The sequence below is a fragment of the Oscillospiraceae bacterium genome (assembly GCA_022483045.1).
Lineage (GTDB): Bacteria > Bacillota > Clostridia > Oscillospirales > Acutalibacteraceae > Caproicibacterium.
The window spans coordinates 1-22,500 of record JAKVOA010000001.1 but is presented as its reverse complement, the minus strand read 5'-3'; the positions used below and the strand labels follow the sequence as shown (position 1 = coordinate 22,500).

The following is a 22,500-nucleotide window of genomic DNA, read 5'->3' as shown; positions in this document are numbered from 1 at the left end:
CCTAAAGCTATTTCGGAGAGAACCAGCTATCTCCGGGTTCGATTGGAATTTCTCCGCTACCCACACCTCATCCGCTACCATTTCAACGGGAGTCGGTTCGGTCCTCCATGGAGTTTTACCTCCACTTCAACCTGGACATGGGTAGGTCACCCGGTTTCGGGTCGAATACAACTGACTTTATGCGCCCTATTCAGACTCGCTCTCGCTTCGGCTCCAGACCTTAAGTCCTTAACCTCGCCAGTTACATTCACTCGCCGGACCATTCTACAAAAGGTACCCGATCACCCTTTGACGGGCTTTCGGTGCTTGTAAGCACAAGGTTTCAGGTTCTATTTCACTCCCCTCCCGGGGTGCTTTTCACCTTTCCTTCACAGTACTATTCTCTATCGGTCACTGGGTAGTATTTAGGCTTGGAGGGTGGTCCCCCCATCTTCCCACCAGATTTCTCGTGTCCGGCGGTACTCTGGATACAGCTGGCTGCTTCCCCTTTTCGCTTACGTGGTTCTCACACTCTTTGACCGGCCTTCCCAGACCGTTCAGCTAAGGTTTCGCATGCGTGTTGCTGTCCGAACCCCGAAAGTATTGCTACCCTCGGTTTGGCCTCTTCCGCGTTCGCTCGCCACTACTAGCAGAATCTCATTTTGATGTCTCTTCCTCGCCCTACTTAGATGTTTCAGTTCAGGCGGTTCCCCCCATGCAGCTATTGATTCACTGCACAGTGACTGGATATGTTTCCAGCCGGATTGCTCCATTCGGATGTCTTTGGATCAAAGCCCGCTTACGGCTCCCCAAAGCTTTTCGCAGTTTGCCACGTCCTTCTTCGGCTCCCAGTGCCAAGGCATTCCCCTTGCGCTCTTTGTAGCTTGACCATGTGTTTCTTTTGGTTCTCTAAAACTCGTAAAATTGCAAAATTGTAGTAATTTTTTTAAACTTTACTTGATATCGTTTTTCGCATTCTTTTCTTTATTCAGTTTTCAATGTACAGCTGGGGTTTCCCCCTCTGGTGGGCTTAAGTGGACTCGAACCACCGACCTCACGCTTATCAGGCGTGCGCTCTAACCGGCTGAGCTATAAGCCCATTTCCCGGCTTTCCGGTTCTCACCAGAAGCCCTTGGTGGAGATAAACGGGATCGAACCGTTGACCTCCTGCTTGCAAAGCAGGCGCTCTCCCAGCTGAGCTATACCCCCATACTGGTGGCTTTCTTTCCCTTCCACCACTTTGAGACTCTTAGTTTCCCAAGACCCTCAAAATTAAACAACGATCGACAAGCTTTTGATCCGACCGACCTAGGATTTCGCCTAGCTTGTTTCATCTAAGCTTACTCTCCATAGAAAGGAGGTGATCCAGCCGCACCTTCTGATACGGCTACCTTGTTACGACTTCACCCCAGTCGCCAATCCTACCTTCGGCAGCGTCCTCCTTGCGGTTAGACTACTGACTTCGGGTATTACCGGCTCCCATGGTGTGACGGGCGGTGTGTACAAGGCCCGGGAACGTATTCACCGCGGCATTATGATCCGCGATTACTAGCAATTCCAACTTCATGCAGGCGGGTTTCAGCCTGCAATCCGAACTGAGACCGCTTTTTGAGGTTCGCTCCACCTCGCGGTTTCGCTGCTCTCTGTTTACGGCCATTGTAGTACGTGTGTAGCCCAGGTCATAAGGGGCATGATGATTTGACGTCGTCCCCACCTTCCTCCGTTTTGTCAACGGCAGTCCTGCTAGAGTGCTCTTGCGTAGCAACTAACAGTAAGGGTTGCGCTCGTTGCGGGACTTAACCCAACATCTCACGACACGAGCTGACGACAACCATGCACCACCTGTCTCTACTTTCCCCGAAGGGCACCTTATGCATCTCTGCTTCGTTAGTAGGATGTCAAGACCTGGTAAGGTTCTTCGCGTTGCTTCGAATTAAACCACATACTCCACTGCTTGTGCGGGCCCCCGTCAATTCCTTTGAGTTTCAACCTTGCGGTCGTACTCCCCAGGTGGATTACTTATTGTGTTAACTCCGGCACGGAAGGGGTCAGACCCCCCACACCTAGTAATCATCGTTTACAGCATGGACTACCAGGGTATCTAATCCTGTTTGCTACCCATGCTTTCGTGCTTCAGCGTCAGTTAAAGCCCAGTAGGTCGCCTTCGCCACTGGTGTTCCTCCCGATCTCTACGCATTTCACCGCTACACCGGGAATTCCACCTACCTCTACTTCACTCAAGCTGAACAGTTTCAATTGCAGGCTATCGGTTAAGCCGATAGTTTTCACAACTGACTTGCTCAGCCGCCTACGCACCCTTTACACCCAGTAAATCCGGACAACGCTCGCTCCCTACGTATTACCGCGGCTGCTGGCACGTAGTTAGCCGGAGCTTGCTGCTTGGGTACCGTCATTATCGTCCCCAAGTACAAAAGTTTACAATCCGAAGACCGTCTTCCTTCACGCGGCGTTGCTGCATCAGAGTTTCCTCCATTGTGCAATATCCCCCACTGCTGCCTCCCGTAGGAGTCTGGGCCGTGTCTCAGTCCCAATGTGGCCGTTCAACCTCTCAGTCCGGCTACCGATCGTCGCCATGGTGGGCCTTTATCTCACCATCTAGCTAATCGGACGCGAGTCCATCTTACAGTGGATTGCTCCTTTGATTACAAAGCCATGTGACTTCGTAATATCATGCGGTATTAGCGTCCGTTTCCAGACGTTATCCCCCTCTGTAAGGCAGGTTCCTCACGCGTTACTCACCCGTCCGCCACTAAACTTTCTACCGAAGCAAAAAGTTTCGTTCGACTTGCATGTGTTAGGCACGCCGCCAGCGTTCGTCCTGAGCCAGGATCGAACTCTCTAAAATATGCTATCTAAACGCCTTTCGGCTGTCTAAATCAATTTCAGAGCTTTCGTAGCTCTCTTTGATACGCTTGCGTATCTTGCTTGTTGTTTTTTTGCGAGTCAACTTCTCGCCATTCCTCTCGGAATTTTCGGGTCCGTTACTTGTCTTTCGTTGTTTAATTTTCAAGGTCCTGCATCTCCGCTTTCCTTGCTCCCCTCTGCTTTCTGTGGGGCGCCTCTCTTGCGGCGACTCATATATATTACCACTGCATTCCCCCTTTGTCAACTCCTTTTTTCACTTTTTTTCGCTTTTTTTAAATTCCGTGCAAATTCCCTATTTGTCGTACGAAAGCTGCACCGTAATCCCCCGCTGTGCCTCTGCGGTGCTGTAGCGCATACCGGTATAGAAAAGCTTCTTTCCACGCGGCAGGGAGCGGTTAGCCAGCGTGACACATGCGGAGAAAAGATACGGCGGGCCGCTGAAGAGTCCCTCTATTGTCTCCGCAAAGGAAAGCTGTGCGCTCAGGTGCAGCCCGACAGCCGTTTCGCCTTTCTGCGCCGCCTGCACCAGCGCTGCGGCAATCTTCTTTTCATTGGCGCGATCCAGTGCGGTCACCTGCGTGGCACACTTCTGGTAATAGTTTGCGTCCTGCGACTTTGCGACCGGCAGCGGCAAATTGCAGTCCGTCGTTTCGCCGCCGGTTGGGCTGATCGTGTGGTCCTGCTGAATCTGCGTATCATTTAAATTAAAATAATCAAATGTCTGTACATTGGCGTCCATCCAGGTTGCGTCAAAGTGGTACCACTTGCCGTCTATCTCAATCAGGTTCCAGATATGCGCGCCGCCCTTTGAGCTGCCGTTGACCAGCCGGCACTGCAGCCCCGCCTTTGCACAGAGCAGCTGCATTGCCCGGGCATAGCCGTCGCAGACTGCTTTCCCCTGTACCAGTGCTCCATAAGAAGTATACGACTGCCACTGGCTGTCCGTACTGCTGCCGGCATAAGTGCAGCGCGCCGCCAAAGCCTGGTAAAGCGCTGTCTCACGCGCAAGGGCTGTCTGCCCGGCCGACACACCGCTCAGGGCTTTCGCGGCAGCGGCATCCAGTTTTTTCTGCAGGCCGGCGCGTTCTGTTTTGGCGACTCGGCTGTAAAGCTGCACTGTGGTATGTGAAAAGGTAAATGTATAAGTATATTGATTGGATACCCAGAATATCTGCGGATTATCATTAAAGAAGGCCATCACCGCAAGCCGCGTTTCCCGATCTGTCAGGCGCTCATAAAAAGAAGCCGGCTGTATCAGGTAGCCATTTTTGTCCTTTTTGTCTGTAATCTCTTCCGCGCAGGCAAGCAGTTTTTCATACAAACGGCGGCAGCGGTTACTGGGCAGGCTGCGGTAGTCGCCCCGCTGCTGCACCGGGGTGCAGGCCGCTGTGCTGCCCGACGCGGGTGCGGCGGCAGCCGAAGGGACGCTGCTCGCAAAGGTTTCGGGAAAAGAGCAGCCCGCAAGGCAGGCCAGCGCCAGTACCAGCGCCAGCAGGCGCACAGGCTTTTTCATCAGGCTCCCGCCTCCATTCTTGTTATGTCAACTTTTTCATTATACCTGCTTTCTATGAAGATTCCTATAGAAACCCTCAAAAAGTTTTTAGCAAAAGAAATATACAGGAATTTACGGGCCGCAAAAAAAGCCTTTCTATTATATATAACAAAATAAAAAATCCGGCCGGTGCAAAAAGCCTCCGGCCGAATCTCTTTCGTGTTATGATTTTACTGCGGGACGGTAAGACTGTATGCGCAGCACAACTGCGGTCACATCGTCATCGTGCCCATCTTTGCGGCGGGCAACTGCACCCGCGACAACCGCCTCTGCCAGCTCCTGGGGGGTCTTGGCGTCGCCCGGTTTTTCGAGCAGGCTACAAATCCAAGCGGTGCCGTCACAAAGCGCACCGTCGCTTACCATAACCAGCAGGTCCCCATCCTGCAGTTCCTCCTGCGCACAGTGGAACTGCGCTTTTTCCAAAATACCGACCGGAAGTCCGGGGGCATCTACCGCGCGCACCTTTCCGCCGGTGCAGATAAAGCTCATGGCGGCACCCGCTTTTAAGAACTGCACAATTCCTGTATAAAGGTCTACACTGACCAGGTCTACCGTTGCAGTGGATTCATCCCCGGACTTTACCCCCATTGCGGTATTGACAATCTGCAGAGCGCTGTCAAAGCCAATACCGGCCTTAATCAGCTTTGCCAGCAGGTTTGAAACCATCACGCCGTCCACGGCTGCGCGCCCGCCGGAACCCATGCCGTCACTTAAAATGCAAAGGTAGCGGCCGGTGCCATCCTCAAAGCACCGGGTGCTGTCGCCGCAGAGCATGTTGTCGCCACAGTTGTGCCGGGCACTGGCCTCAATCACGCGAAAGCGCGGCCTCTCGCAAAACACCAGCCGCCAGGAAGTTTGGGTGCGGCTGATGCTCGGCTGCGAAAACGTGCGCCCGCACACTTTTGATACCTCGCGGGTAAGTTCCGCTTTGTTTACCTGCACGCCCTCGCCGCGCACGACCATGGCCTCAATCGTCATGCGCTCAAAGCGGTCTACCCGGCAGCTGACATCGAGCGGCTGCAGAGCAAATTCATACAGCACCTCGGAAACCAAATTGGCACTGGTGGCGTCGCTGCGCTCAAACAATTCAAACTCAGAAGCCATTTCCTCCAAAATGGTCTCTACAACCGTAAACTGCCGGACTAAGCTGCGGCGGTTTTGGGCCGCCTGGGTGCGGTGCAGAATTTGTAAAGAAGAGTGCTCGTACGCCTGCTGGGACTTGTCCAGTTTTTCGCCCACTTGCGCCAGCGTATCGGAAACATCGCCAAGCGCCTGTGCGGCGTGGTCAAGCCTGGCCACTACAATGCGGCGCAGGTCCTGTGCACGCGGTGCCTCCCGCACATCGCGCCCCGCAGCCGACAAGCGCCCAAGCAGCCGGCCGGTGAAGCGGTCCGGCAGCAGCAGATACAAGACGCCGGCGGCAGCCGCTTCCCACAGGGTATCGAGCCGCTGTGTAGAAAGGGCCGCGGGCAGGCTTGCCACGGTGCTGCTGAGGATGAACGCACAGGCAGAGGCAAGCCGCCCCGCCGGCGCAAACAGCCCCGCAAGCAGGCCGCCCACCCCATAGGCCCCGGCCAAGCCGCTGAGGCTGCTGCCGGAAAAGGCAATGCAGGCGCCGGCGGCGACACCGGCAATGCTGCCGCCCGCGGCTCCGCCGTACTCACTGGCATATAGAATGATGAGCACTGCCAGCACGCCGCCCACAGAGATCGGCCCGATTTTCAGCGCCGTCAGCGCCAGCAGAAACACGCCGGCCGAAAACGCCGCACAGGTCAGCTCCTGCGGCAGGCAGTTCCCCCGCGGAAGCTGTGCGGAAACCAGGTCTTCCGTACGCGAAAAGAAATACCCCCACGCTGCGGCAAGCAGGGACTCGGCCACCGCATAGGCGGCGCCGCTGCCGCCGGTGCCATTCACGTAAAAAACAATCATACCAGTGCAAAGCATTGGCACGCCCGCCACCAGAGAAGCAAACAGCGCTTTTACACGCATAAAGCGCGCTGCCGCCTCTCGCAAAGCCCAGCGAATGCCCACCGCCGCCAAAAGCGCCATCAGGCAGTGCATCGGCACGGTAACGCTGCCCGGCAATATGTACCCAAGCGCGGCACCCAGCGCCGCCGCCACAGTGCATTCCCACGGGCAGGCTGCTGCCGCCGCGACCCCAAAGGGCGCACACCTGTCAAACACCACTGCGCGCGACGCCAACAGCCCCAGCGCAAAGAAAACCGCCTGCCGCGCCGCCTTTTTCATCACTGCGCGCGGCCTTGCCCACGAAAGCGCCTTTTCTTCTGCCATTCTATATCCACTCCGTTTCCAGAAACATCCTGGCCCCGCCGCGGGGCTTGTCCCGCTTGTACAGGCCACAGTACAGATTTGTGCTTTTATTATACAGAATGGATTGTGTCGGATTACCGCATAACTAGCCGTATAATCCATTCTTTTTATAGCGCTTTGTCCGGGAACGTGATAAAATGGAAAAAGACCGCGTGCCCGGCCCCTTTCCGGGTATGATTTTGATAAGGAAGGTGCAAACGCATATGGATTACCGCTTTTCTGACCGTGTAAAGAACCTGAAACCCTCTGCCATCCGCGAAATTTTTAAATATGCCGCCGACCCCGAGGTCATCTCTCTTTCCGCCGGCAACCCCGCACCGGACGCCTTTCCGGTAGAGGCTATCCGCAAATGCAGCAGCGACCTGCTGCAGGAGCAGCCGATTGATGCCCTGCAGTACAGCGTAACCGAGGGCCTGCCCGCCCTGCGGGAAGACGTGACCCGCCTGCTTTCTTCCCGCTATGGCATACACACGCCGGGCGACAGCCTGCTTATCACCAGCGGCGCACAGCAGATTATGGACCTTTTGGGCAAGTCGGTCTTAAATGAAGGCGACACCGTTGTCTGTGAAGAGCCCAGCTTTATCGGTGCGCTCAATTCCTTCCGCTCGTACAATGCCGTCCTAAAGGGCGTGCCTATGCAGCCAGACGGCATGGACCTGACAAAGCTGGAGGATGTTTTAAAAAGCGACCCGAAAGTAAAATTCATTTATACCATACCCAATTTTCAAAATCCGACAGGGCTGACCACCAGCTGGGAAAAGCGCTGCGGCATATACGCCCTCGCCAAAAAATACAATACGCTGATTTTAGAGGACAACCCCTACGGTGACCTGCGCTTTGCGGGAAAAGCCGTGCCGGCCATTAAGACACTGGACACCGACGGACACGTGCTGTACGCCGGCACTTTCAGCAAAACCGTCGCGCCCGGCATGCGCGTGGGCTTTGCCGCGGGCGGCAGCGCACTGCTGCAAAAGATGGTCGTCTGCAAGCAGGGCAGCGACGTGCACACCAACATCTGGAGCCAGCACGTAATTCACCGCTTCCTGCACGGGTGGGACTTTCAAGAACATCTAAAAGGCCTGCAGAAAATCTACGCTCAAAAATACGCGGTGGCCGAAAAGGCCCTGCGCGAAACTGCACCGCTGCTGCACTTTCAGCCTATCGAGGGCGGTCTTTTCATCTGGTGTACGCTGCCAAACTCCATTCCTATGCCGGAATACTGCCGGCAGGCCGTGCTGCACAAAGTATGCGTCGTGCCTGGAAATGCCTTTTTGACCGACGACACTGCCCCCTGTCAAAGCTTCCGTATCAACTACTCTTCCCCTACGGATGCAGACCTTGTACGCGGCATTGCCATTTTAGGGAAGCTCGCGGCACAGTGGCCCATGTAACTCCGGCTTGACAAACCGCACAGGCCGGCCTTATAATAGCTGCAAAGCAGAATACAAAGAAACCTGTGAGAAAGACAAGTAAGCGGAAAAGCTGCTCTGCAGAGAGCCGGGACGGGTGAAACCCGGTGTGCAGCCCCCGCCGAATGGACTTTTGAGGATAAGCCAAACGACCTGCCGGCCTAGTAGGTGCATCGGGAACTCCGCCCGTTACCCCGGAACGTGCAGTTTTGCACACTGAGTGGGCGCTTTTGCGCCAAGCTGGGTGGTACCGCAGAAGTTTTTACGGCTTCTGTCCCTCTTTTCCTTTGGAAAAGGAGGACGGGGCCGTTTTGTTTTGCCGTATTCCGCTTCGTTATCTTTTTATTTGTAAAAAATCTAATATAGAAATAGAAATGACAGGGGGATTCTTTGAAATGGAAAATCAAACACCAGAACGCAGAAAACGCATTTTCAGCGCGATTCAGCCGAGCGGCGATGTCACACTGGGCAACTACCTAGGCGCTGTAAAAAATTGGGTAGGCCTGCAGGACAAGTACGACTGCATCTTTGCTTTGGCAGACCTGCACACCATTACTGTGCGGCAAAAGCCCGCTGACCTGCGCCGCCATACACTGGAGGCCTATGCCCTACTGCTCGCCTGCGGCATTGACCCCGCGCGCAGCCCGTTTTTTCTGCAGAGCCATGTGCCGGCGCATTCACAGCTGGCATGGATTTTGGACTGCTACGCGCAGTTTGGCGAGTTGCAGCGCATGACACAGTTTAAGGACAAATCCAAAAAGCACGCCGACAACATCAACGCCGGCCTGTTTACGTACCCCTGCCTGATGGCGGCGGATATTCTGCTGTACCAGGCGGACTATGTGCCCGTGGGCGAGGACCAGTCACAGCATTTGGAGCTGACCCGCACCATTGCCGAGCGCTTCAACAACGCCTACTCCCCAACTTTTAACCTGCCAAACGTGCTGGTCGGCAAAGAAGGACAGCGTATTATGAGCCTGCAGGACCCGGCACATAAAATGAGCAAGAGCGACGAAAATGTAAACGGCTGTGTCTATGTGCTGGACAAGCCCGAGGACATTATGCGCAAATTTAAGCGCGCCATTACCGACAGTGAAGCAAGCGTACACTACGGCGAGGGCAAGGCGGGCATCAACAACCTGATGGAGATTTACTCCTGCGTAACCGGCGAAACCTTTGAGCAGATCGAGCACGACTTTTCCGGCAGGGGCTACGGCGACTTTAAGCAAGCCGTGGGCGAGGCTGTCATCGAGCACCTGCGCCCGATTCAAGAGCGCTACGCCAAGTATATCGCCGACCGCAGCTACATGGAGCAGTGCTGGAACAGCGGCGCCGAAAAAGCCGCGCGCATTGCCAACCGCACCCTGCAGAAAGTGATGAAGAAAGTCGGCTTTATTCCCCCGCATCACTAAAGAAGCCATACAAGACAGCCAAAAAGCATTCCTGTTTTTCTTTTGACAGGAACGCTTTTTTCTGTACATACCGCCCTTTTTTCGGCACAAAATAAAGAAAAGAAAGAGCAGCCCCGCGCCCGCCCAAAGACCGCGTATTTTAGGCAGAACTGCTTTTCACTTGTATATTGGCCGAGAATGCGTTATGATTATTAAAGTTATCTGCGGCCTGGCCGCTAAGCGGCAGGCACACGATTCGGCCTGTACGGCCCGCATTTTGCCGCCTGATAGGAGAAGTTATGACAAGATTTGGAAGGGCTTTGCGAAAGCACCTGTTTACCGTGATCGTTCTGGCAGTGACCATGGGCATTCTGCTTTTCTCTCTTTTTAAGGAAAAGAGTATTTCACAGCTGGGGCAGATCTACAGCACACTGGACCCGTTTTGGATTCTGCTGGCCTTTGCCACCCTGGGCGTAACGTGGCTTTTAGAGGGCACATGCAACTGGCTTTTCTGCCGCCACCTTTACCCCAACTGGACCTACGGACGTTCTTTTATGATTGGTATTACGGGTATTTTTTACTGCTCGATTACGCCGTTTTCCTCTGGCGGGCAGCCCATGCAGATTTATTACATGGCAAAAATGGGGATGCAGCCTGGCAAAAGCGCCGCTATTATTTCGGCAAAGACAATTACCCACCAAACCACGACCCTGATTTTTTCCCTAATTCTCATTGCGACCGAGCTGCCCTTTTTCATCGCTAACGTACCCCATCTGTATTGGTTTACGATTTTTGGGCTTGTCACAAATATCATTTTTATCGCCGCTGTGGTGCTGGTGTCGGTAAATGCCGGCTTTATTTACCGGCTGCTGCATGCCTGCCTGATTGGGCTGAATAAGATTCATATTGTCAAAGAACCCGAAAAGACCTACCAAACAATCGTCAATCAGCTGGACTCTTTCCATGAGGGCTTCAAAACCATGGGGAAAGACTGGCGGCTGTATGTACTGGTCTGCACCATTACCTGCCTGCAGCTGGTGCTCGGCAGCTTGGATACTTACTGCGTGTACCGGGCGTTTCATCTGCACGGTGCCTCTGTCTGGCGCATCATTGCAGCTGAGGTCTTTTCCGCCATGGTGGTCACCTTTGTGCCGCTGCCCGGCGGCTCTGGCGGTGCGGAAGTGTCCTTTGAGGCATTCTGCCGTATTTTCTTTGGTACACTGACAAAACCCGCCATGCTCATCTGGCGTTTAATCACCTATTATGGAACCATTGTCTTTGGCTACCTCTTTGTCCTGCTCGGCTCCCGCCGCTATATCGGTTCGCCCCCGCCGGAAGAAGTCACCGCGACCCGTGAGGCAGAAGAAATTGAGGAAACACAGGAAACCGGGCAGGCAGAAGAAATCGGCCAGGCACAAAAAGTAAAGCAAGAGAAAAAGATGCAGAAAACGGAAGCGCTTGAACAGATAAAAGAAGAAAAACAGGCGAAAAAGCTGGAGCAGATAAACGAAATAGAACAAACACGATAAAAAAAGCCCTTTTCTGCACAAAGAAATGCAGGAAAGGGCTTTTTCAGGATTTCTGACTCTGCGGCTCGGTTTTTGGTTGTCTGCGTTTCGTCAGGTAGTTTTTCTGTGTGCGGCGCAGTGCTTTTTCCAGTTCAATAACGGCGATAGGCACCAGCGACAGCGCCAGTGTCACCAGCCACTGCAAAGGCGACAGCACCGCGGTATGGAAAACAGCCGCAAGCGCCGGCACCGCCACCACCACTGCCATGGCTGCGCCGCATGCCGCTGTGGCAAGGACCAGTCTGGGGTTGCGCGGGCGGCCGTGCTCAAACAGCGAATGAATATCGCTGCGCATATTAAAGGCATGTGCAAGCTGCGAAAAGCTTAAAACCGCAAAGCCCATGGTGCGCCCGACCACCGGATTTGCCGGGTCCACGTCAAAAAACACCCGCCCTACGGTATAGGCTAGCAGAGACAGCGCACCGATGAGGCAGCCTTCGACGAGAATGGACCACCCAAGCCCGTTTGCAAAGATGCTGCTGCCCCGCCGCACCGGCTTCTGCTGCATGACGTCGCCGTCAATCGGCTCCACACCAAGGGCCAGCGCCGGAAAGGAATCTGTAACCAGGTTGACCCACAAAAGCTGAATTGCCGCTAGCGGCAGCGGCAGACGCAGCAAAAAGCTGACAAACACCGCCAGCAGTTCCCCAATATTGCAGGATAACAGAAAATGAATGGTACGGCGAATGTTGCTGTAAATGCCGCGGCCCTCGCGCACGGCCTCTACAATCGTTGCGAAATTGTCGTCTGCCAAAATCATGTCTGCCGCGCCTTTGGCAACATCTGTGCCGCTCAGGCCCATTGCACAGCCGATGTCTGCCGCGCGCAGCGCGGGAGCGTCGTTTACGCCGTCCCCAGTCATAGCCACGACCTCGCCGCGGCTTTGAAACGCCTGCACGATGCGCACCTTGTGCGCAGGTGTGACCCGCGCAAAGACTGTGTAGCGGTAAATCTCCTCGGTCAGCTTCTGCTGCGTCATGGCGTCCAGTTCCGGTCCGGAAAGGACAGCGCTCTGCTGCAGGATGCCCAGTTCCCGGCCGATGGCCGCCGCGGTATCGGCGTGGTCGCCGGTAATCATGACCGGGCGAATGCCCGCCTCCCTGCACAGCGCCACTGCGCCGCGTACCTCTGGCCGGGGCGGGTCGGAAAGGCCGATTAAGCCGACAAACTGCAGGCCGCTTTCCAGGGAGCGGTCACTGACCCCCTCCAATGAAGAAATCTCTTTTTGCGCAACCGCCAGCACGCGCAGCGCGCGCACCGCCATTTCGTGGTTCTGCCGGGGCGCACAGCCGCCCCGGCAGAAAGGCCCTAAGATATCGGGTGCGCCTTTGGTAATGACCCGAAAGCGCCCGCCCGGCAGGCGCACCACCACGGTCATGCGCTTGCGCGCAGAAGAAAACGGAACTTCCCGCACGCGCGGAAACTGCCGGTCCAGCATATCTTTATTCCCTGCCGCTTCACACAGCGCAGTCTCGGTCGCTTCCCCAAGGACGCGGGCGCCGTCCATGGTGCAGTTGGTACACAGAGCGGCATCTTCCAGCAGCTGCTGCCGGGCAGAGGTGTGCGCACCCAGTTTTCCGACGGTGCCGCGCAGCTCTGTTACAGTCATGCGGTTTTGTGTCAGCGTACCGGTTTTGTCGGTGCAGATAACACTGGCGCTGCCCAGCGTCTCGACCGCCATCATATGCCGCACGATTGCCCGGCGCTCTGCCATGTGGCGCATTCCCACTGCCAGCACAATCGTCACCACGGCGGGCAGCCCCTCGGGAATTGCAGCGACAGCCAGGGAAACGGCTGTCAAAAACATCTCGAGCGGGGGAGTGCCCTGTACAAGGCCCATTACAAAAATAACCGCGCACAGCAGCAGCGCGCCGGTGCCCAGCACCTTTCCGGTTACTTCCAGTTTCTTTTGCAGGGGTGTCTGCGGGCTTTCCTGCATGGTGAGCATACGGGCGATATGCCCCACCTGGGTCTGCATGCCGGTTGCCACAACAATGCCCTGCCCGTGGCCGGCGCTGACCGTAGTGGAGGCAAAGCACATGTTGTGCCACTCGCCCAAAGGTGCCGTTTCTGGGCAGAGCGCAGCGGCGTCCTTGTGCACCGGCACGCTTTCGCCGGTGAGGGCGCTTTCTTGTGTCTGCAGCTGTGCCGCCTGTGTCAGGCGCAGGTCGGCCGGCACCAAGTCCCCCGCCTGCAGCAGCACCACATCGCCGGGAACCAGGTCTTCGGCGGCGAGGCGCAGCGTTTTGCCGCCGCGCACCACCTGTGCATGCGGCGCGGCCATATCCTGTAAAGCGGAAAGCGCTTTTTCTGCTTTACTTTCCTGTACCAGCCCAATCACCGCGTTGACATTGACTACCAGCAAAATGATAATGCAGTCGACATAGTCGGCGCTGCCCTGTGCCCACGAAGTGAGAAACGAAACTGCGGCCGCCAAAAGCAGGATTAGCACCATAAAATCCTGAAACTGGGCAAGAAATCGCCGCAAAAGGGACTTTTGGGGCGGTTTGGCAAGGACATTGCTGCCGTAAAGGCGCAACCGGCGGCACGCCTGCTGCTGTGTCAGGCCCTTTGGCCCGGTTTCCAGTTGCTTTTCACATGCGGCCGCCGTCAAGCTCTGCCACTTTGTCATAGGAACACCCCCTGCAGTTTAACTTTATGCACTATTTGTCTTTTTCATTACGGTTTGTATTCGGTAAAGGCGCTGCCAAAAAATTGAATAGCCAAGACTAATTATACAAAATTTTTAGTTCAATGGACCGCTGTCAAAAAGGATTGTACAAATTCTTGCTTTATGACTACCTAGGGAAACAATATCTTGAGAGATTTCTCTTTCTATCTAATTTTACTAATTTTATTCTCATTTTCCCCCTTGTTCTTATTTCAAAAAACAAGTAAAATTCTACTTAAACAGACAAAGAAGTAAATTGGCTGCTTCTCTACCTGTTTTCCCCGTTGGTTTAAACCAAAGTCCTTGTTTGTGCGGATGCGGCAGAAGTGAAAAAATGTTTGGATAATGTGAAATTAAGTCACATTATGTCGGAAAAAGGAGAATATCTATGAAAGTGGAAATGAGAAAGATCGGCAGCACGCTGGCCGGAAAGACACGATTGCAATACTACATTTATCATACGGAAAACCGCTACGGCATTTGCATTAAGCAAATCAAAACAGAGACTGCCTGCGGCACTGTAGACGGCGGCTACAGAAAGACGATCCGCCTGGCAGACTCCCTGTTGCGCCACCGGGTATTCCCGCAAAACCTCCCTGAAATACTGGAAGACTACAGCTGCGCAGATTAAGCTTGCCATAAAGTGCCAAATCAGCTATAATAGGGGACAACACAGCCGAAAGGAGGAAATGCAATGCAGAAATATGTATGCGGTGTATGCGGCTATGTATATGACCCCGCAGTCGGTGACCCAGACAGCGGTATTCCGGCCGGCACAAAGTTTGAGGACCTGCCAGCTACCTGGAAGTGCCCGCTGTGCGGAATTGGCAAAGAGGAATTTGCCCCGGAAGAGGCCTGATCTTTCATAATAGAGATCCGGCTATAAAAGACTTTAGCAAAAATGCCAAAGCCTTTTTTAAGTTTTCTGTGTTTTCTGCCCCCTGCATAGGGCTGCGCTTTGCTTTATAAGTCGTTTTTTGCTTTATTCAGCATTTTTCAAAGGAATGAAACCTTGCTTTTCAGCAGGCACTTGTAGTAAAATAGGGCAAGCTTTCATTTGTAAAGTAATATTTTGGTATATGCAGGAGGCAGATTTATGAAAACTTCTATCCAAAGCGGCCATTTCTGCGCGGCGGTTGATTCCGCCGGCGCACAGCTGAACAGCATTGCCCTAAACGGCTGCGAATATCTGTGGCAGGCAGACCCCCAGTGGTGGCCGCGCCAGTCACCGGTACTGTTTCCCATTGTCGGCTGCCTGCGCGGTGGCAAAGCGGCCTCTGCTGCCGGTCCCTGCAAAATGGCGCGCCACGGTCTTGCACGCCATATGGAGCACGAACTGATTGAGCAGAAAGCGGATGCCCTGACCTATGAGCTGGTCTCTACCGCAGAAACGCTGAAAGCTTACCCCTACCCGTTTCGTCTGCGCATGTCTTACCGCATTACCGGACCGGCAACACTGGAAATGCGCTTTTCTGTCTGCAATATCGGTGCGCAGGCCATGCCCTTTGCCGTGGGCGGGCACCCCGCTTTTCAGGTGCCGGCAGGCCCAGACAAGAGCGAAGCCTATGAGGACTATGATATCCGCTTTGCCGAAAAGATGACGTACGCTTCCCCGATGCTGGACGCCACCGGCCTGCTCGACTTTCAAAACCGCGTCCCGCTTTTGCAGGACACAGACACCCTGCCGCTTGTGCACAAGCTTTTTAATCACGACGCGCTGGTCTTTGAAAAAGTCCCGCAAAACACCGTCACCCTGATTGGCCGCAAAAGCGGGCATGGCGTACGGCTGGATTTTCCGGGCTTTGACTACTTGGGCATTTGGGCACCGATTGGGCAGGCGCCGTTTGTCGCGCTGGAGCCGTGGACTGGCTGCAGCACCGCCACAGACGAAGACGACTGCTTTGAGCACAAGCGCGGCATAACGATTTTGCCGCCGGACGAAACTTTTGAGCGCGCGTTTACCATTACTGTATTTTAATTTTCTTTTTCCATATCTGTTTTGTCTGTAAAACGGCTCTGCCCGTTTTTCCCGCAGGGCCAAAACAAATTTTTTGTATAGAAAAGCGCCGGTTTCAAAGCGAAGCCGGCGCCTTTTTCTGTATTTTTCAGTATGTTTACCGATACATGTACTTAATCAGCCGCTCTGTGTCATCTTTGTCGTGAGCGACAAGGTCCAGCTCCCTGATATAGCCATTTGAAAAAATGGTTGCCATAGATAAATACTGGGTCAGTCTGCTTTTTAGGTTGATTCGGTCTCCCTCCGGTGAAATCAGCTCTACCGGGCCTTTGCACTCATTCACCACCTTGAAAAAGGAATCTACGTCGTCGATATTTTCGATTTTCATGTCTGCACCTCCGCAATTTTTACGAACACCCTGCCGTGAAATCGCCTTCATTATAACAGAGGCAATTCCCGCGTGCAAGCTTTCTGTAAAAGGTTTTTAAAATTCGTAAAAATGCTCAAATTTCAGGGCTTTCTGGGCTTTTTCAGCGCCTTTGCAGCGCCCTGTTCTGCTTATCTTCGGATACTCTGGAAGGGCATTTCCTGAAAGATAAGCGAAAGGGAAATTCTCATTTTTTCTGCTTTTTTCTTGATACTGGATTTTTGGTGCGTGGCACACCTGCTTTTGTAAAAAAGGACTTGACGAAAACGAAAAACGCGCTATACTGAACATAGTTCACTTTGGGGGCGATTCTTTGAACCACACTGCCACATCGAAAGAAGAGATTCTGCGCGCAAGCCTGAAGTTTGCGTCCGAAGAGGGGCTAAAGTCCCTGAATATACGAAGTATCGCCAAGGAATGTGGTGTTTCGGTTGGGTGCGTGTACCGGTACTTTCCGTCAAAAGCAGACCTCATCAGCGCCACAGTGGGAAAAATATGGGAGCACATCTTTCACGAAGCAGAGGGCTGCAAAACGCCGGACGACTTTCGCGAATGCGTCCGCTGGATTTTTCGCTGTATCCGCAGTGGGTGCACAGAATACCCTTCTTTTTTCCTGCAGCATGCTTCCGCTTTTGCCGAATCTGAAAAAGCAGAGGGCCGGCGCGCCATGGACCAGTACCTAGGGCACATTCGCGAAGCCCTGCTGTGCGCGCTGCACAGCGACCCCGCTGCCCGTGCGGGGGTCTTTGACAGTGCCTTTGCGCCAAAGGCCTTTGTCGGCTTTGTGCTCGACAATCTGCTGCTGCTCGGCGCAAAGCAGGCACCGTCCTGCGATTATCTCATTCGTCTGATTGAAAAGCTGCTTTACTGAAAGCGGCAGGCCGCACCATACACAAAACAAAAAGAGGAGAAACCAACATGGCTATCGGAGAAACGGTCTTTGACATTGCCTATTTAATCACCGTACTGACGCTTGGCGTCCTGATGATCCGCAGGAGCAGGGGCGGCACGCAGTACCGGCTTTTCGGCATGATGGCGGTAACCCTGGGCGCAGGCGACGCTTTTCACCTGGTGCCGCGCGTCTTTGCCCTGTGTACAGACGGGCTTGCGCAGCACACCGCCGCGCTCGGCATTGGAAAATTTGTGACTTCCATCACGATGACCGTCTTTTATATCCTGCTCTACTATGTTTGGCGCAGGCGGTACAGCGTGCACGGCCAAAGCGGGCTGACTGCCGCTGTGTGGATTCTTTCCGCCGCGCGCATTGCGCTCTGCCTGTTCCCGCAAAATGCGTGGACCAGCGCCAGCGCCCCGCTTTCCTGGGGTATTTACCGCAACATTCCGTTTGCGGTGCTCGGGGTTCTGCTCATTGCTTTGTTCTTCACAGAGTCCCGCAAAAAAGGGGACCGGCCGTTTCGCCATATGTGGCTCGCGATTACGCTCAGCTTTGCCTGCTACCTACCCGTGGTGCTTTTTGCCGAGCAGATACCGGCCATTGGCGCGCTGATGCTGCCAAAGACCTGCGCCTATGTCTGGGCCGTGCTGATTGGATTTTTGGATATGAAAAGGAGCACTGCAAAATGAAAAAATACATAAATCTCTCGTTTCTTTACGCAGTCGCTGCAATCGCCTGCGGCGTTTTTTACCGGGAATTTACAAAATTCTATGGCTTTACGGGGCGCACCACGCTTGCTTTTACGCATGTCCATCTGTTTCTCCTAGGCACCGTTGTGTTTCTGCTGATTGCCCTGTTTTCGGACAAATGGCACCTGGAAAGCCAAAAATCTTTCCGCTGTTTTATGGTTCTCTATCCTATCGGGCTTCCGTTCATGGTCGTCATGCTCTTTGTCCGGGGGATTCATCAAGTGCTTGTCACCTCGCTCTCTGCCGGTGCCTCTGCCGCCATCTCCGGAATGGCGGGCATCAGCCACACCATTCTGACCATATCCATCGTTCTCCTGTTTACAGCTTTGAGAAAGTGCGCAGGCACAGAGTCCCGCTAAAGCGGGCTCTTTTGCTGTCTGCAGGAATCTGCCGGTGAAATGCACACCTTTTGTGCTTTTTGAGGGGTATCATAAAGCAGGCAATGCTGTACCCTCCCCTTTTGTTTCTTTGACCCACCAGCCCGCGCTGTCCCGATACCTATTGCGCTCCATAAAAGGCTTTATCGCGTTATGCAAGCGTCTTTGGAGTGTTTCGCCGTCTGCCGTGCTTCTCTCTGTACTCAAATCCATTTGCTCATCAAAATAAAGTTTCCCGCTTTTTGAAATTGCAGCTTTTCCTCGTAGAAATGCTCATGCATCTGGTCATTTTCCGACTGCAGCTGAATCATGGAAACACCAAGCGCCTTGACCCGCTTTTCCAGTTCACGCATAAGCGCCGTGCCAATTCCCTTGTTTTGGTTTTCCAGAGCAACCACGATTTCTACCAAATCATAGGCGGAAAGATCATCGTACTGCTCACAGTAACCCATTGCAAAGGCAAGCGGGCAGGAGTCCCCCTGTAAAAGCAGGCAGTAGGAATCTTCCCGCGAAACGGCCTGGTGAATTCGTTTATAGGTTGTTTCATAGGTCCACTTGCTGCCATCGATTTGATTATAATACGCAAGATACATGGGAATGACAGAATCAATATCTGCCTCTGACATCACTTTGTAGTCCATGGTTCCTCCTGTTTTACTTATCATGTGCCAGCTTAACAAACCAAAGCATAAAAGAAGTGCACAGGGCGCTTTTTTACAGCAGGCGGTCGGCCTGTCACCGGGGTTTTGCATATGCAGCGTTGGCCGTTCTCACAAGCGCAGGATCATACTGCTTCAGCATTTGGTAAGCGTGAATAACCGAATCGGGAACATCTTCATGTGCAAGATAGCCCCTGCCGTTTGGCCCGTATCCATTTTCATCATCTACCAAACGGGGGATTTCCCCCATCAGTAAGGTAACATAACGCTCCATACTCCACATGCCGCTGGGTGTACTCTCAAAGGCCGGCTGGCCGTTTTGCTCGACCACCTGCACATTGTAAGAAGCATAATTGATAATGGTCATATCAGGGCGGGCCTTTCGCATAACTGCTGCCATCCGGCGCTGCATGGAAGCGTCCTGCATCAGAATACAGCTATGGATATTCATGTGCTGCTTCTTTAATAATTCCAATAAAAACGTAATGTTGTTTCCGCAATTTGTCGAGCGGCACTCCAGCAAATCCGCTGACAGGCCGTATTTTCTTTTTAGGCAGCCATTCAATAATTCTGCCTCTGGCAAACCGGCGGTGTTCCAGCCCGGAAAAGCCGCCTGCACCCGGTCACGCAGTGCCTGTGTCGTATGGCCCACGCCTCCCACAATCATATAGCACTTGGCGACGTTTTCTTTCATAGCGACTGCGAGAACATCGCCGCCGCACAAAATGCTGCCCCCAAACAGCACCATGAGATCCGCAGTGGGAAAGCCGTACTTTTCATACAGCGCATGCTGCGAAAGCACCGGCACGTCCCGCACGCCGCAGAAGCGCCCCAGTGTATTGATATACGGAATCATGGATGGATTCATCACAACATCCTTTCTGACAGCCTGCAGCCGCCCCGCGCCTTCTTGTTGAAAAAGCTAAATAGAATCGAAAAATCTGCCTGTATAGAAGTTTTCGCCACCGCATTTTTTTGCTGTCATGCGGAACATCACACAGCCGTCCGGGCAGACAATGTCTTTGCAGTATTGGCTGCTGCCGCCGATTTTCTCTAAGTTTCCGCCGCTTCTGACAGCCTCCATAATTGGGAACATGAGCAGCATCGTTTTAGAGCAGATTCCCTGCCCCGCTGCATTGACAGGGCAGCCGTACGTGCAGGTGTATTGGTCCCCTACTTCCTCGCCGTTGCGGCAGTACCGCTCGGTGTGATCGCCGTGAAGAAAGCCTGTCACCTCAATTTTCCATTCGTATTCTTCTGCATACCATTTTTTCATAAGGAACCTCCTGTTTGGGGTTGTCTGGTTTCTGCTGTGCCCGCACCGAAACAGCGCAGAACTTTTTCCTATCATAGCATTGCGCCTTTCCTACGACAAGCTTTCTGCGGCAGAAAAGATAAAAAAGTGCATTTTCTGCAGGCAATATGCTACAATGAAAAAAAAAGCTGCTGCAGCGGCAGTGCAGCACCCGGTCACAAAAGAAGAAATGCGGGAAATCATCAGCGAACAGGCGTTTTCTGAGAGCATTCTTTCGATTGAGCCGTCCCTGACCAGTGGAAAGTGGCAGCTGCTCAAGCCAGACGGCACAACGCCGCTTCAATACCCGCCAAGCATGCCAGATGAAATTTTTTGGCAGCTTCGCTTTGAACCAGCCAAATGGATTGCGGAGAAACACATCGTAAAAGTATATGTAGGTACAGATGGACTTCGTCAGGATGAGTTTTTGCGCGGAGATCATCCTAATACACTATTTCGTGGAAGTATTGCAACAGCATCGTTAGAAGCAACTATTATTAATACAAAGTATGTAAACAGTAATCCTCTTGATCGAATCTCAAGAGAGTTTCAAACAAATGGTTTAAATCTTTCCAAACAGACCATGTCAAACTGGACGGTATGGTCTGCGAAAAGATATTTACTTCTGGTATATAAGCTGATGAAACTCCTATAGAAGTAATTCATGATGATAGACCTGCCGGAAGCAAAAGCTATATGTGGGTTCACATCACTGGCGAACTGAGTCCAGTCCCGAAGATTATCGTGTACAAGTACCAGAAAACAAGGCACAGCGATCATCCAAAGGAGTATTACAAGGATTTTCAAGGAATCCTTATGACAGATGGTTTATCACAGTATCACAAAATGGCACGTAAACTGGAGGGAATTACCAATGCAAACTGCTTTTTTCTTTTTACACAGCGAAAAAATCAGAACGGGTATTTGCATTAGGATTGCTATTATCGCAATAGGAGCAAAAATGAATACTGCAATATTCCAACTATAAGCACCTATTTGTCCACCAGCGAAATAAATGCACACGACACAAACGGATGCAATTGCGCACAGCAATCCCATTATAATTTTTTTCATTGATCTATCCTTCCAAATATAAATAATCTCACCCGATAACATCAAATTCAAATTTTGTACACTTAATTAATTACAGCTTTTTAATAGGATAATACATATAATTTTTCCCCGTCTGAGGATCAGAAAAATCATGTACCGCACCCGCTAAAGGAATATTATTTTCGCCCATATATTTAATTACTTCTGGAAAAGTATCCAGATTATCACACGCTACATAAATATACTCATATGCTGGGATAATCCACTTTGTCCATCCTTCTGGTGCATCTACATCTTGCTTACATTCTACTCCAGCAAGGTAAAGTCCATTTTGAAAATTATTCTCCCACGGTTGAAAGGAATGTGTGAAATCCGACATTGCTCCCCACATTCCTACCAGGTTGCCCTGTTCATCTTTTTTCGCTAACTGTTCTATTTCTTCAAAATGTTCATTTGCTTCCTTCCACAATTTCTGAATAAACCCTACACCATCTAACGTTGAACCTTCTTTTCCAATTACAACGAATGATTCCTTTTGACATTTTTTCAATCTTCATAAAAATCAATTCTCGCTTCGTCAACTTCAAATTTCTAAACATCCCGACAACTCGGGATTTGTTACTCTATTGAATTTCAATTTAACAACAAATATTTAATCAACTCGTTTAAATATTTGTCCATCCCAAGCCTGATACCCTGCAATATACTCATAATCAGGATATTGCTCTATCTCATACAGTATCATTCCTCTGTCAGTTTTACAGATAATGACATTCGATATAGTATAACTTCCCAGTTCTTCATAAGATGTTTCAATATATTGGACGCCATTAAGATATACATAATCGCATTTTTCTATTGCATCATTTTCATAACTTTTATTATGTGTAAAATAATACCAGCATCCTACAAACATAAGTGAAACAGAGACTAATACTATTATCAATGATCGAGCTTTCTTTATATGTGCAAAATCAATCATAAGTCATCTCTAAATAATAAATGAAATCGAAATTCAATCGTCATAAACTATATTACAAATTCCAGTTTGTTTACATTGACATCTAATCCGCTCACTCAGCGGCAAAACATCTAATCCACAGTCTAAACACTGCGAAAAACATCTAATTCGCCAACTGAATGTCAATCTTCGTAACAAGGCGTTCTGCTTGACAACCTTGAACGAGTTTCCTCAGGGGATTATGCGCTCCTCAACTGCTTTTCCTCCAAACCCGAAAATGCCCTGAAATCAAGGGATTTCGCGCCTATTTTCCCTCAACTCTTGACATCAATACAACCGTC

General features: G+C 52.1%; 18 protein-coding genes, 2 tRNA genes, 2 rRNA genes, 1 pseudogene and 1 other annotated feature (1 of these 24 only partly in view). Of the genes and pseudogenes, 10 read left to right on the top strand and 13 right to left on the bottom strand.

Features of this window, described 5'->3' with window-relative positions; all coding sequences use genetic code 11:
- The 6 genes from LKE53_00115 to LKE53_00090 form a co-directional block, all read right to left on the bottom strand.
- Positions 1 to 869, bottom strand: a 23S ribosomal RNA gene (locus tag LKE53_00115) (it extends 1,963 nt beyond the left edge of the window).
- Between the two features lie 132 nt (positions 870 to 1,001).
- A tRNA-Ile gene (locus LKE53_00110) sits at positions 1,002 to 1,078 on the bottom strand.
- A gap of 34 nt (positions 1,079 to 1,112) precedes the next feature.
- A tRNA-Ala gene (locus tag LKE53_00105) sits at positions 1,113 to 1,188 on the bottom strand.
- 144 nt (positions 1,189 to 1,332) lie between these two features.
- Positions 1,333 to 2,845, bottom strand: a 16S ribosomal RNA gene (locus LKE53_00100).
- Together the 16S and 23S rRNA genes with 2 tRNA genes alongside form the textbook arrangement of a ribosomal RNA operon.
- A 312-nt stretch (positions 2,846 to 3,157) precedes the next feature.
- A complete protein-coding gene (locus LKE53_00095; GenBank protein MCH3971174.1) occupies positions 3,158 to 4,378 on the bottom strand; it encodes a hypothetical protein in 1,221 nt (406 codons plus the stop codon).
- A gap of 201 nt (positions 4,379 to 4,579) precedes the next feature.
- Positions 4,580 to 6,709: a SpoIIE family protein phosphatase gene (locus LKE53_00090; GenBank protein MCH3971173.1), complete on the bottom strand. Its 2,130-nt coding sequence runs from the start codon at positions 6,707 to 6,709 to the stop codon at positions 4,580 to 4,582.
- Between the two features lie 242 nt (positions 6,710 to 6,951).
- Here LKE53_00090 and LKE53_00085 point away from each other — a divergent pair, with 242 nt between their 5' ends.
- From LKE53_00085 to LKE53_00075, 3 genes are all read left to right on the top strand, one after another.
- Complete coding sequence (locus LKE53_00085) at positions 6,952 to 8,139, top strand: PLP-dependent aminotransferase family protein (GenBank protein ID MCH3971172.1); 1,188 nt, start codon at positions 6,952 to 6,954, stop codon at positions 8,137 to 8,139.
- Positions 8,140 to 8,195: 56 nt separating this feature from the next.
- Positions 8,196 to 8,439, top strand: a binding site (T-box leader).
- Positions 8,440 to 8,552: 113 nt separating this feature from the next.
- Entirely contained in the window at positions 8,553 to 9,569 is a 1,017-nt protein-coding gene (gene trpS / locus LKE53_00080; protein MCH3971171.1) for a tryptophan--tRNA ligase, read from the top strand.
- 278 nt (positions 9,570 to 9,847) lie between these two features.
- Positions 9,848 to 11,077, top strand: a complete 1,230-nt coding sequence (locus tag LKE53_00075) for a flippase-like domain-containing protein (GenBank protein ID MCH3971170.1) — start codon at positions 9,848 to 9,850, stop codon at positions 11,075 to 11,077.
- Between the two features lie 43 nt (positions 11,078 to 11,120).
- Here LKE53_00075 and LKE53_00070 read toward each other — a convergent pair whose 3' ends face one another.
- Positions 11,121 to 13,748: a cation-translocating P-type ATPase gene (locus tag LKE53_00070; protein ID MCH3971169.1), complete on the bottom strand. Its 2,628-nt coding sequence runs from the start codon at positions 13,746 to 13,748 to the stop codon at positions 11,121 to 11,123.
- Positions 13,749 to 14,175: 427 nt separating this feature from the next.
- Here LKE53_00070 and LKE53_00065 point away from each other — a divergent pair, with 427 nt between their 5' ends.
- From LKE53_00065 to LKE53_00055, 3 genes are all read left to right on the top strand, one after another.
- Positions 14,176 to 14,418, top strand: a complete 243-nt coding sequence (locus LKE53_00065; GenBank protein MCH3971168.1) for a DUF6514 family protein — start codon at positions 14,176 to 14,178, stop codon at positions 14,416 to 14,418.
- A gap of 63 nt (positions 14,419 to 14,481) precedes the next feature.
- Positions 14,482 to 14,646 carry a rubredoxin gene (locus LKE53_00060; GenBank protein ID MCH3971167.1) on the top strand — a complete coding sequence of 55 codons (165 nt, stop codon included), beginning with the start codon at positions 14,482 to 14,484 and terminating at the stop codon, positions 14,644 to 14,646.
- A gap of 237 nt (positions 14,647 to 14,883) precedes the next feature.
- Positions 14,884 to 15,765, top strand: a complete 882-nt coding sequence (locus tag LKE53_00055; protein MCH3971166.1) for an aldose 1-epimerase family protein — start codon at positions 14,884 to 14,886, stop codon at positions 15,763 to 15,765.
- Positions 15,766 to 15,901: 136 nt separating this feature from the next.
- On the opposite strand, the gene LKE53_00050 is transcribed toward LKE53_00055, so the two are convergent.
- The gene (locus LKE53_00050; GenBank protein MCH3971165.1) at positions 15,902 to 16,132 is read right to left on the bottom strand and encodes a polya polymerase; all 231 of its coding nucleotides are present in this window, start codon (positions 16,130 to 16,132) and stop codon (positions 15,902 to 15,904) included.
- 352 nt (positions 16,133 to 16,484) lie between these two features.
- Between LKE53_00050 and LKE53_00045 the strand changes: the two genes are divergently transcribed.
- From LKE53_00045 to LKE53_00035, 3 genes are read left to right on the top strand one after another with little or no spacing between them, the layout of a single operon-like run.
- The gene (locus LKE53_00045) at positions 16,485 to 17,042 is read left to right on the top strand and encodes a TetR/AcrR family transcriptional regulator (protein MCH3971164.1); all 558 of its coding nucleotides are present in this window, start codon (positions 16,485 to 16,487) and stop codon (positions 17,040 to 17,042) included.
- Between the two features lie 47 nt (positions 17,043 to 17,089).
- Complete coding sequence (locus tag LKE53_00040; protein ID MCH3971163.1) at positions 17,090 to 17,755, top strand: hypothetical protein; 666 nt, start codon at positions 17,090 to 17,092, stop codon at positions 17,753 to 17,755.
- Complete coding sequence (locus tag LKE53_00035) at positions 17,752 to 18,174, top strand: DUF2871 domain-containing protein (protein ID MCH3971162.1); 423 nt, start codon at positions 17,752 to 17,754, stop codon at positions 18,172 to 18,174. The genes LKE53_00040 and LKE53_00035 overlap by 4 nt, the downstream gene beginning before the upstream one ends.
- A 221-nt stretch (positions 18,175 to 18,395) precedes the next feature.
- On the opposite strand, the gene LKE53_00030 is transcribed toward LKE53_00035, so the two are convergent.
- From LKE53_00030 to LKE53_00020, 3 genes are all read right to left on the bottom strand, one after another.
- Entirely contained in the window at positions 18,396 to 18,833 is a 438-nt protein-coding gene (locus LKE53_00030) for a GNAT family N-acetyltransferase (protein ID MCH3971161.1), read from the bottom strand.
- 94 nt (positions 18,834 to 18,927) lie between these two features.
- Positions 18,928 to 19,719, bottom strand: coding sequence for a YdcF family protein (locus LKE53_00025; GenBank protein MCH3971160.1), 792 nt, complete (start codon positions 19,717 to 19,719; stop codon positions 18,928 to 18,930).
- Between the two features lie 54 nt (positions 19,720 to 19,773).
- Positions 19,774 to 20,127, bottom strand: coding sequence for a TIGR04076 family protein (locus LKE53_00020; protein MCH3971159.1), 354 nt, complete (start codon positions 20,125 to 20,127; stop codon positions 19,774 to 19,776).
- Between the two features lie 334 nt (positions 20,128 to 20,461).
- Between LKE53_00020 and LKE53_00015 the strand changes: the two are divergent.
- Positions 20,462 to 21,078, top strand: a pseudogene (locus LKE53_00015) (IS66 family transposase).
- Positions 21,079 to 21,289: 211 nt separating this feature from the next.
- On the opposite strand, the gene LKE53_00010 reads toward LKE53_00015, so the two are convergent.
- Together LKE53_00010 and LKE53_00005 are read right to left on the bottom strand one after the other, a co-directional pair.
- Entirely contained in the window at positions 21,290 to 21,748 is a 459-nt protein-coding gene (locus LKE53_00010) for a GyrI-like domain-containing protein (protein MCH3971158.1), read from the bottom strand.
- 102 nt (positions 21,749 to 21,850) lie between these two features.
- Positions 21,851 to 22,180, bottom strand: a complete 330-nt coding sequence (locus tag LKE53_00005; GenBank protein MCH3971157.1) for a hypothetical protein — start codon at positions 22,178 to 22,180, stop codon at positions 21,851 to 21,853.
- Positions 22,181 to 22,500 lie beyond the last annotated feature (320 nt).

Bases quoted from the DNA above. Each gene is read 5' to 3' on its own strand.
- LKE53_00095 (MCH3971174.1), bottom strand. From the start codon at position 4,378: ATGAAAAAGCCTGTGCGCCTGCTGGCGCTGGTACTGGCGCTGGCCTGC.
- LKE53_00090 (MCH3971173.1), bottom strand. From the start codon at position 6,709: ATGGCAGAAGAAAAGGCGCTTTCGTGGGCAAGGCCGCGCGCAGTGATG.
- LKE53_00085 (MCH3971172.1), top strand. From the start codon at position 6,952: ATGGATTACCGCTTTTCTGACCGTGTAAAGAACCTGAAACCCTCTGCC.
- trpS (MCH3971171.1), top strand. From the start codon at position 8,553: ATGGAAAATCAAACACCAGAACGCAGAAAACGCATTTTCAGCGCGATT.
- LKE53_00075 (MCH3971170.1), top strand. From the start codon at position 9,848: ATGACAAGATTTGGAAGGGCTTTGCGAAAGCACCTGTTTACCGTGATC.
- LKE53_00070 (MCH3971169.1), bottom strand. From the start codon at position 13,748: ATGACAAAGTGGCAGAGCTTGACGGCGGCCGCATGTGAAAAGCAACTG.
- LKE53_00065 (MCH3971168.1), top strand. From the start codon at position 14,176: ATGAAAGTGGAAATGAGAAAGATCGGCAGCACGCTGGCCGGAAAGACA.
- LKE53_00060 (MCH3971167.1), top strand. From the start codon at position 14,482: ATGCAGAAATATGTATGCGGTGTATGCGGCTATGTATATGACCCCGCA.
- LKE53_00055 (MCH3971166.1), top strand. From the start codon at position 14,884: ATGAAAACTTCTATCCAAAGCGGCCATTTCTGCGCGGCGGTTGATTCC.
- LKE53_00050 (MCH3971165.1), bottom strand. From the start codon at position 16,132: ATGAAAATCGAAAATATCGACGACGTAGATTCCTTTTTCAAGGTGGTG.
- LKE53_00040 (MCH3971163.1), top strand. From the start codon at position 17,090: ATGGCTATCGGAGAAACGGTCTTTGACATTGCCTATTTAATCACCGTA.
- LKE53_00035 (MCH3971162.1), top strand. From the start codon at position 17,752: ATGAAAAAATACATAAATCTCTCGTTTCTTTACGCAGTCGCTGCAATC.
- LKE53_00030 (MCH3971161.1), bottom strand. From the start codon at position 18,833: ATGGACTACAAAGTGATGTCAGAGGCAGATATTGATTCTGTCATTCCC.
- LKE53_00025 (MCH3971160.1), bottom strand. From the start codon at position 19,719: ATGAATCCATCCATGATTCCGTATATCAATACACTGGGGCGCTTCTGC.
- LKE53_00020 (MCH3971159.1), bottom strand. From the start codon at position 20,127: ATGAAAAAATGGTATGCAGAAGAATACGAATGGAAAATTGAGGTGACA.
- LKE53_00005 (MCH3971157.1), bottom strand. From the start codon at position 22,180: ATGATTGATTTTGCACATATAAAGAAAGCTCGATCATTGATAATAGTA.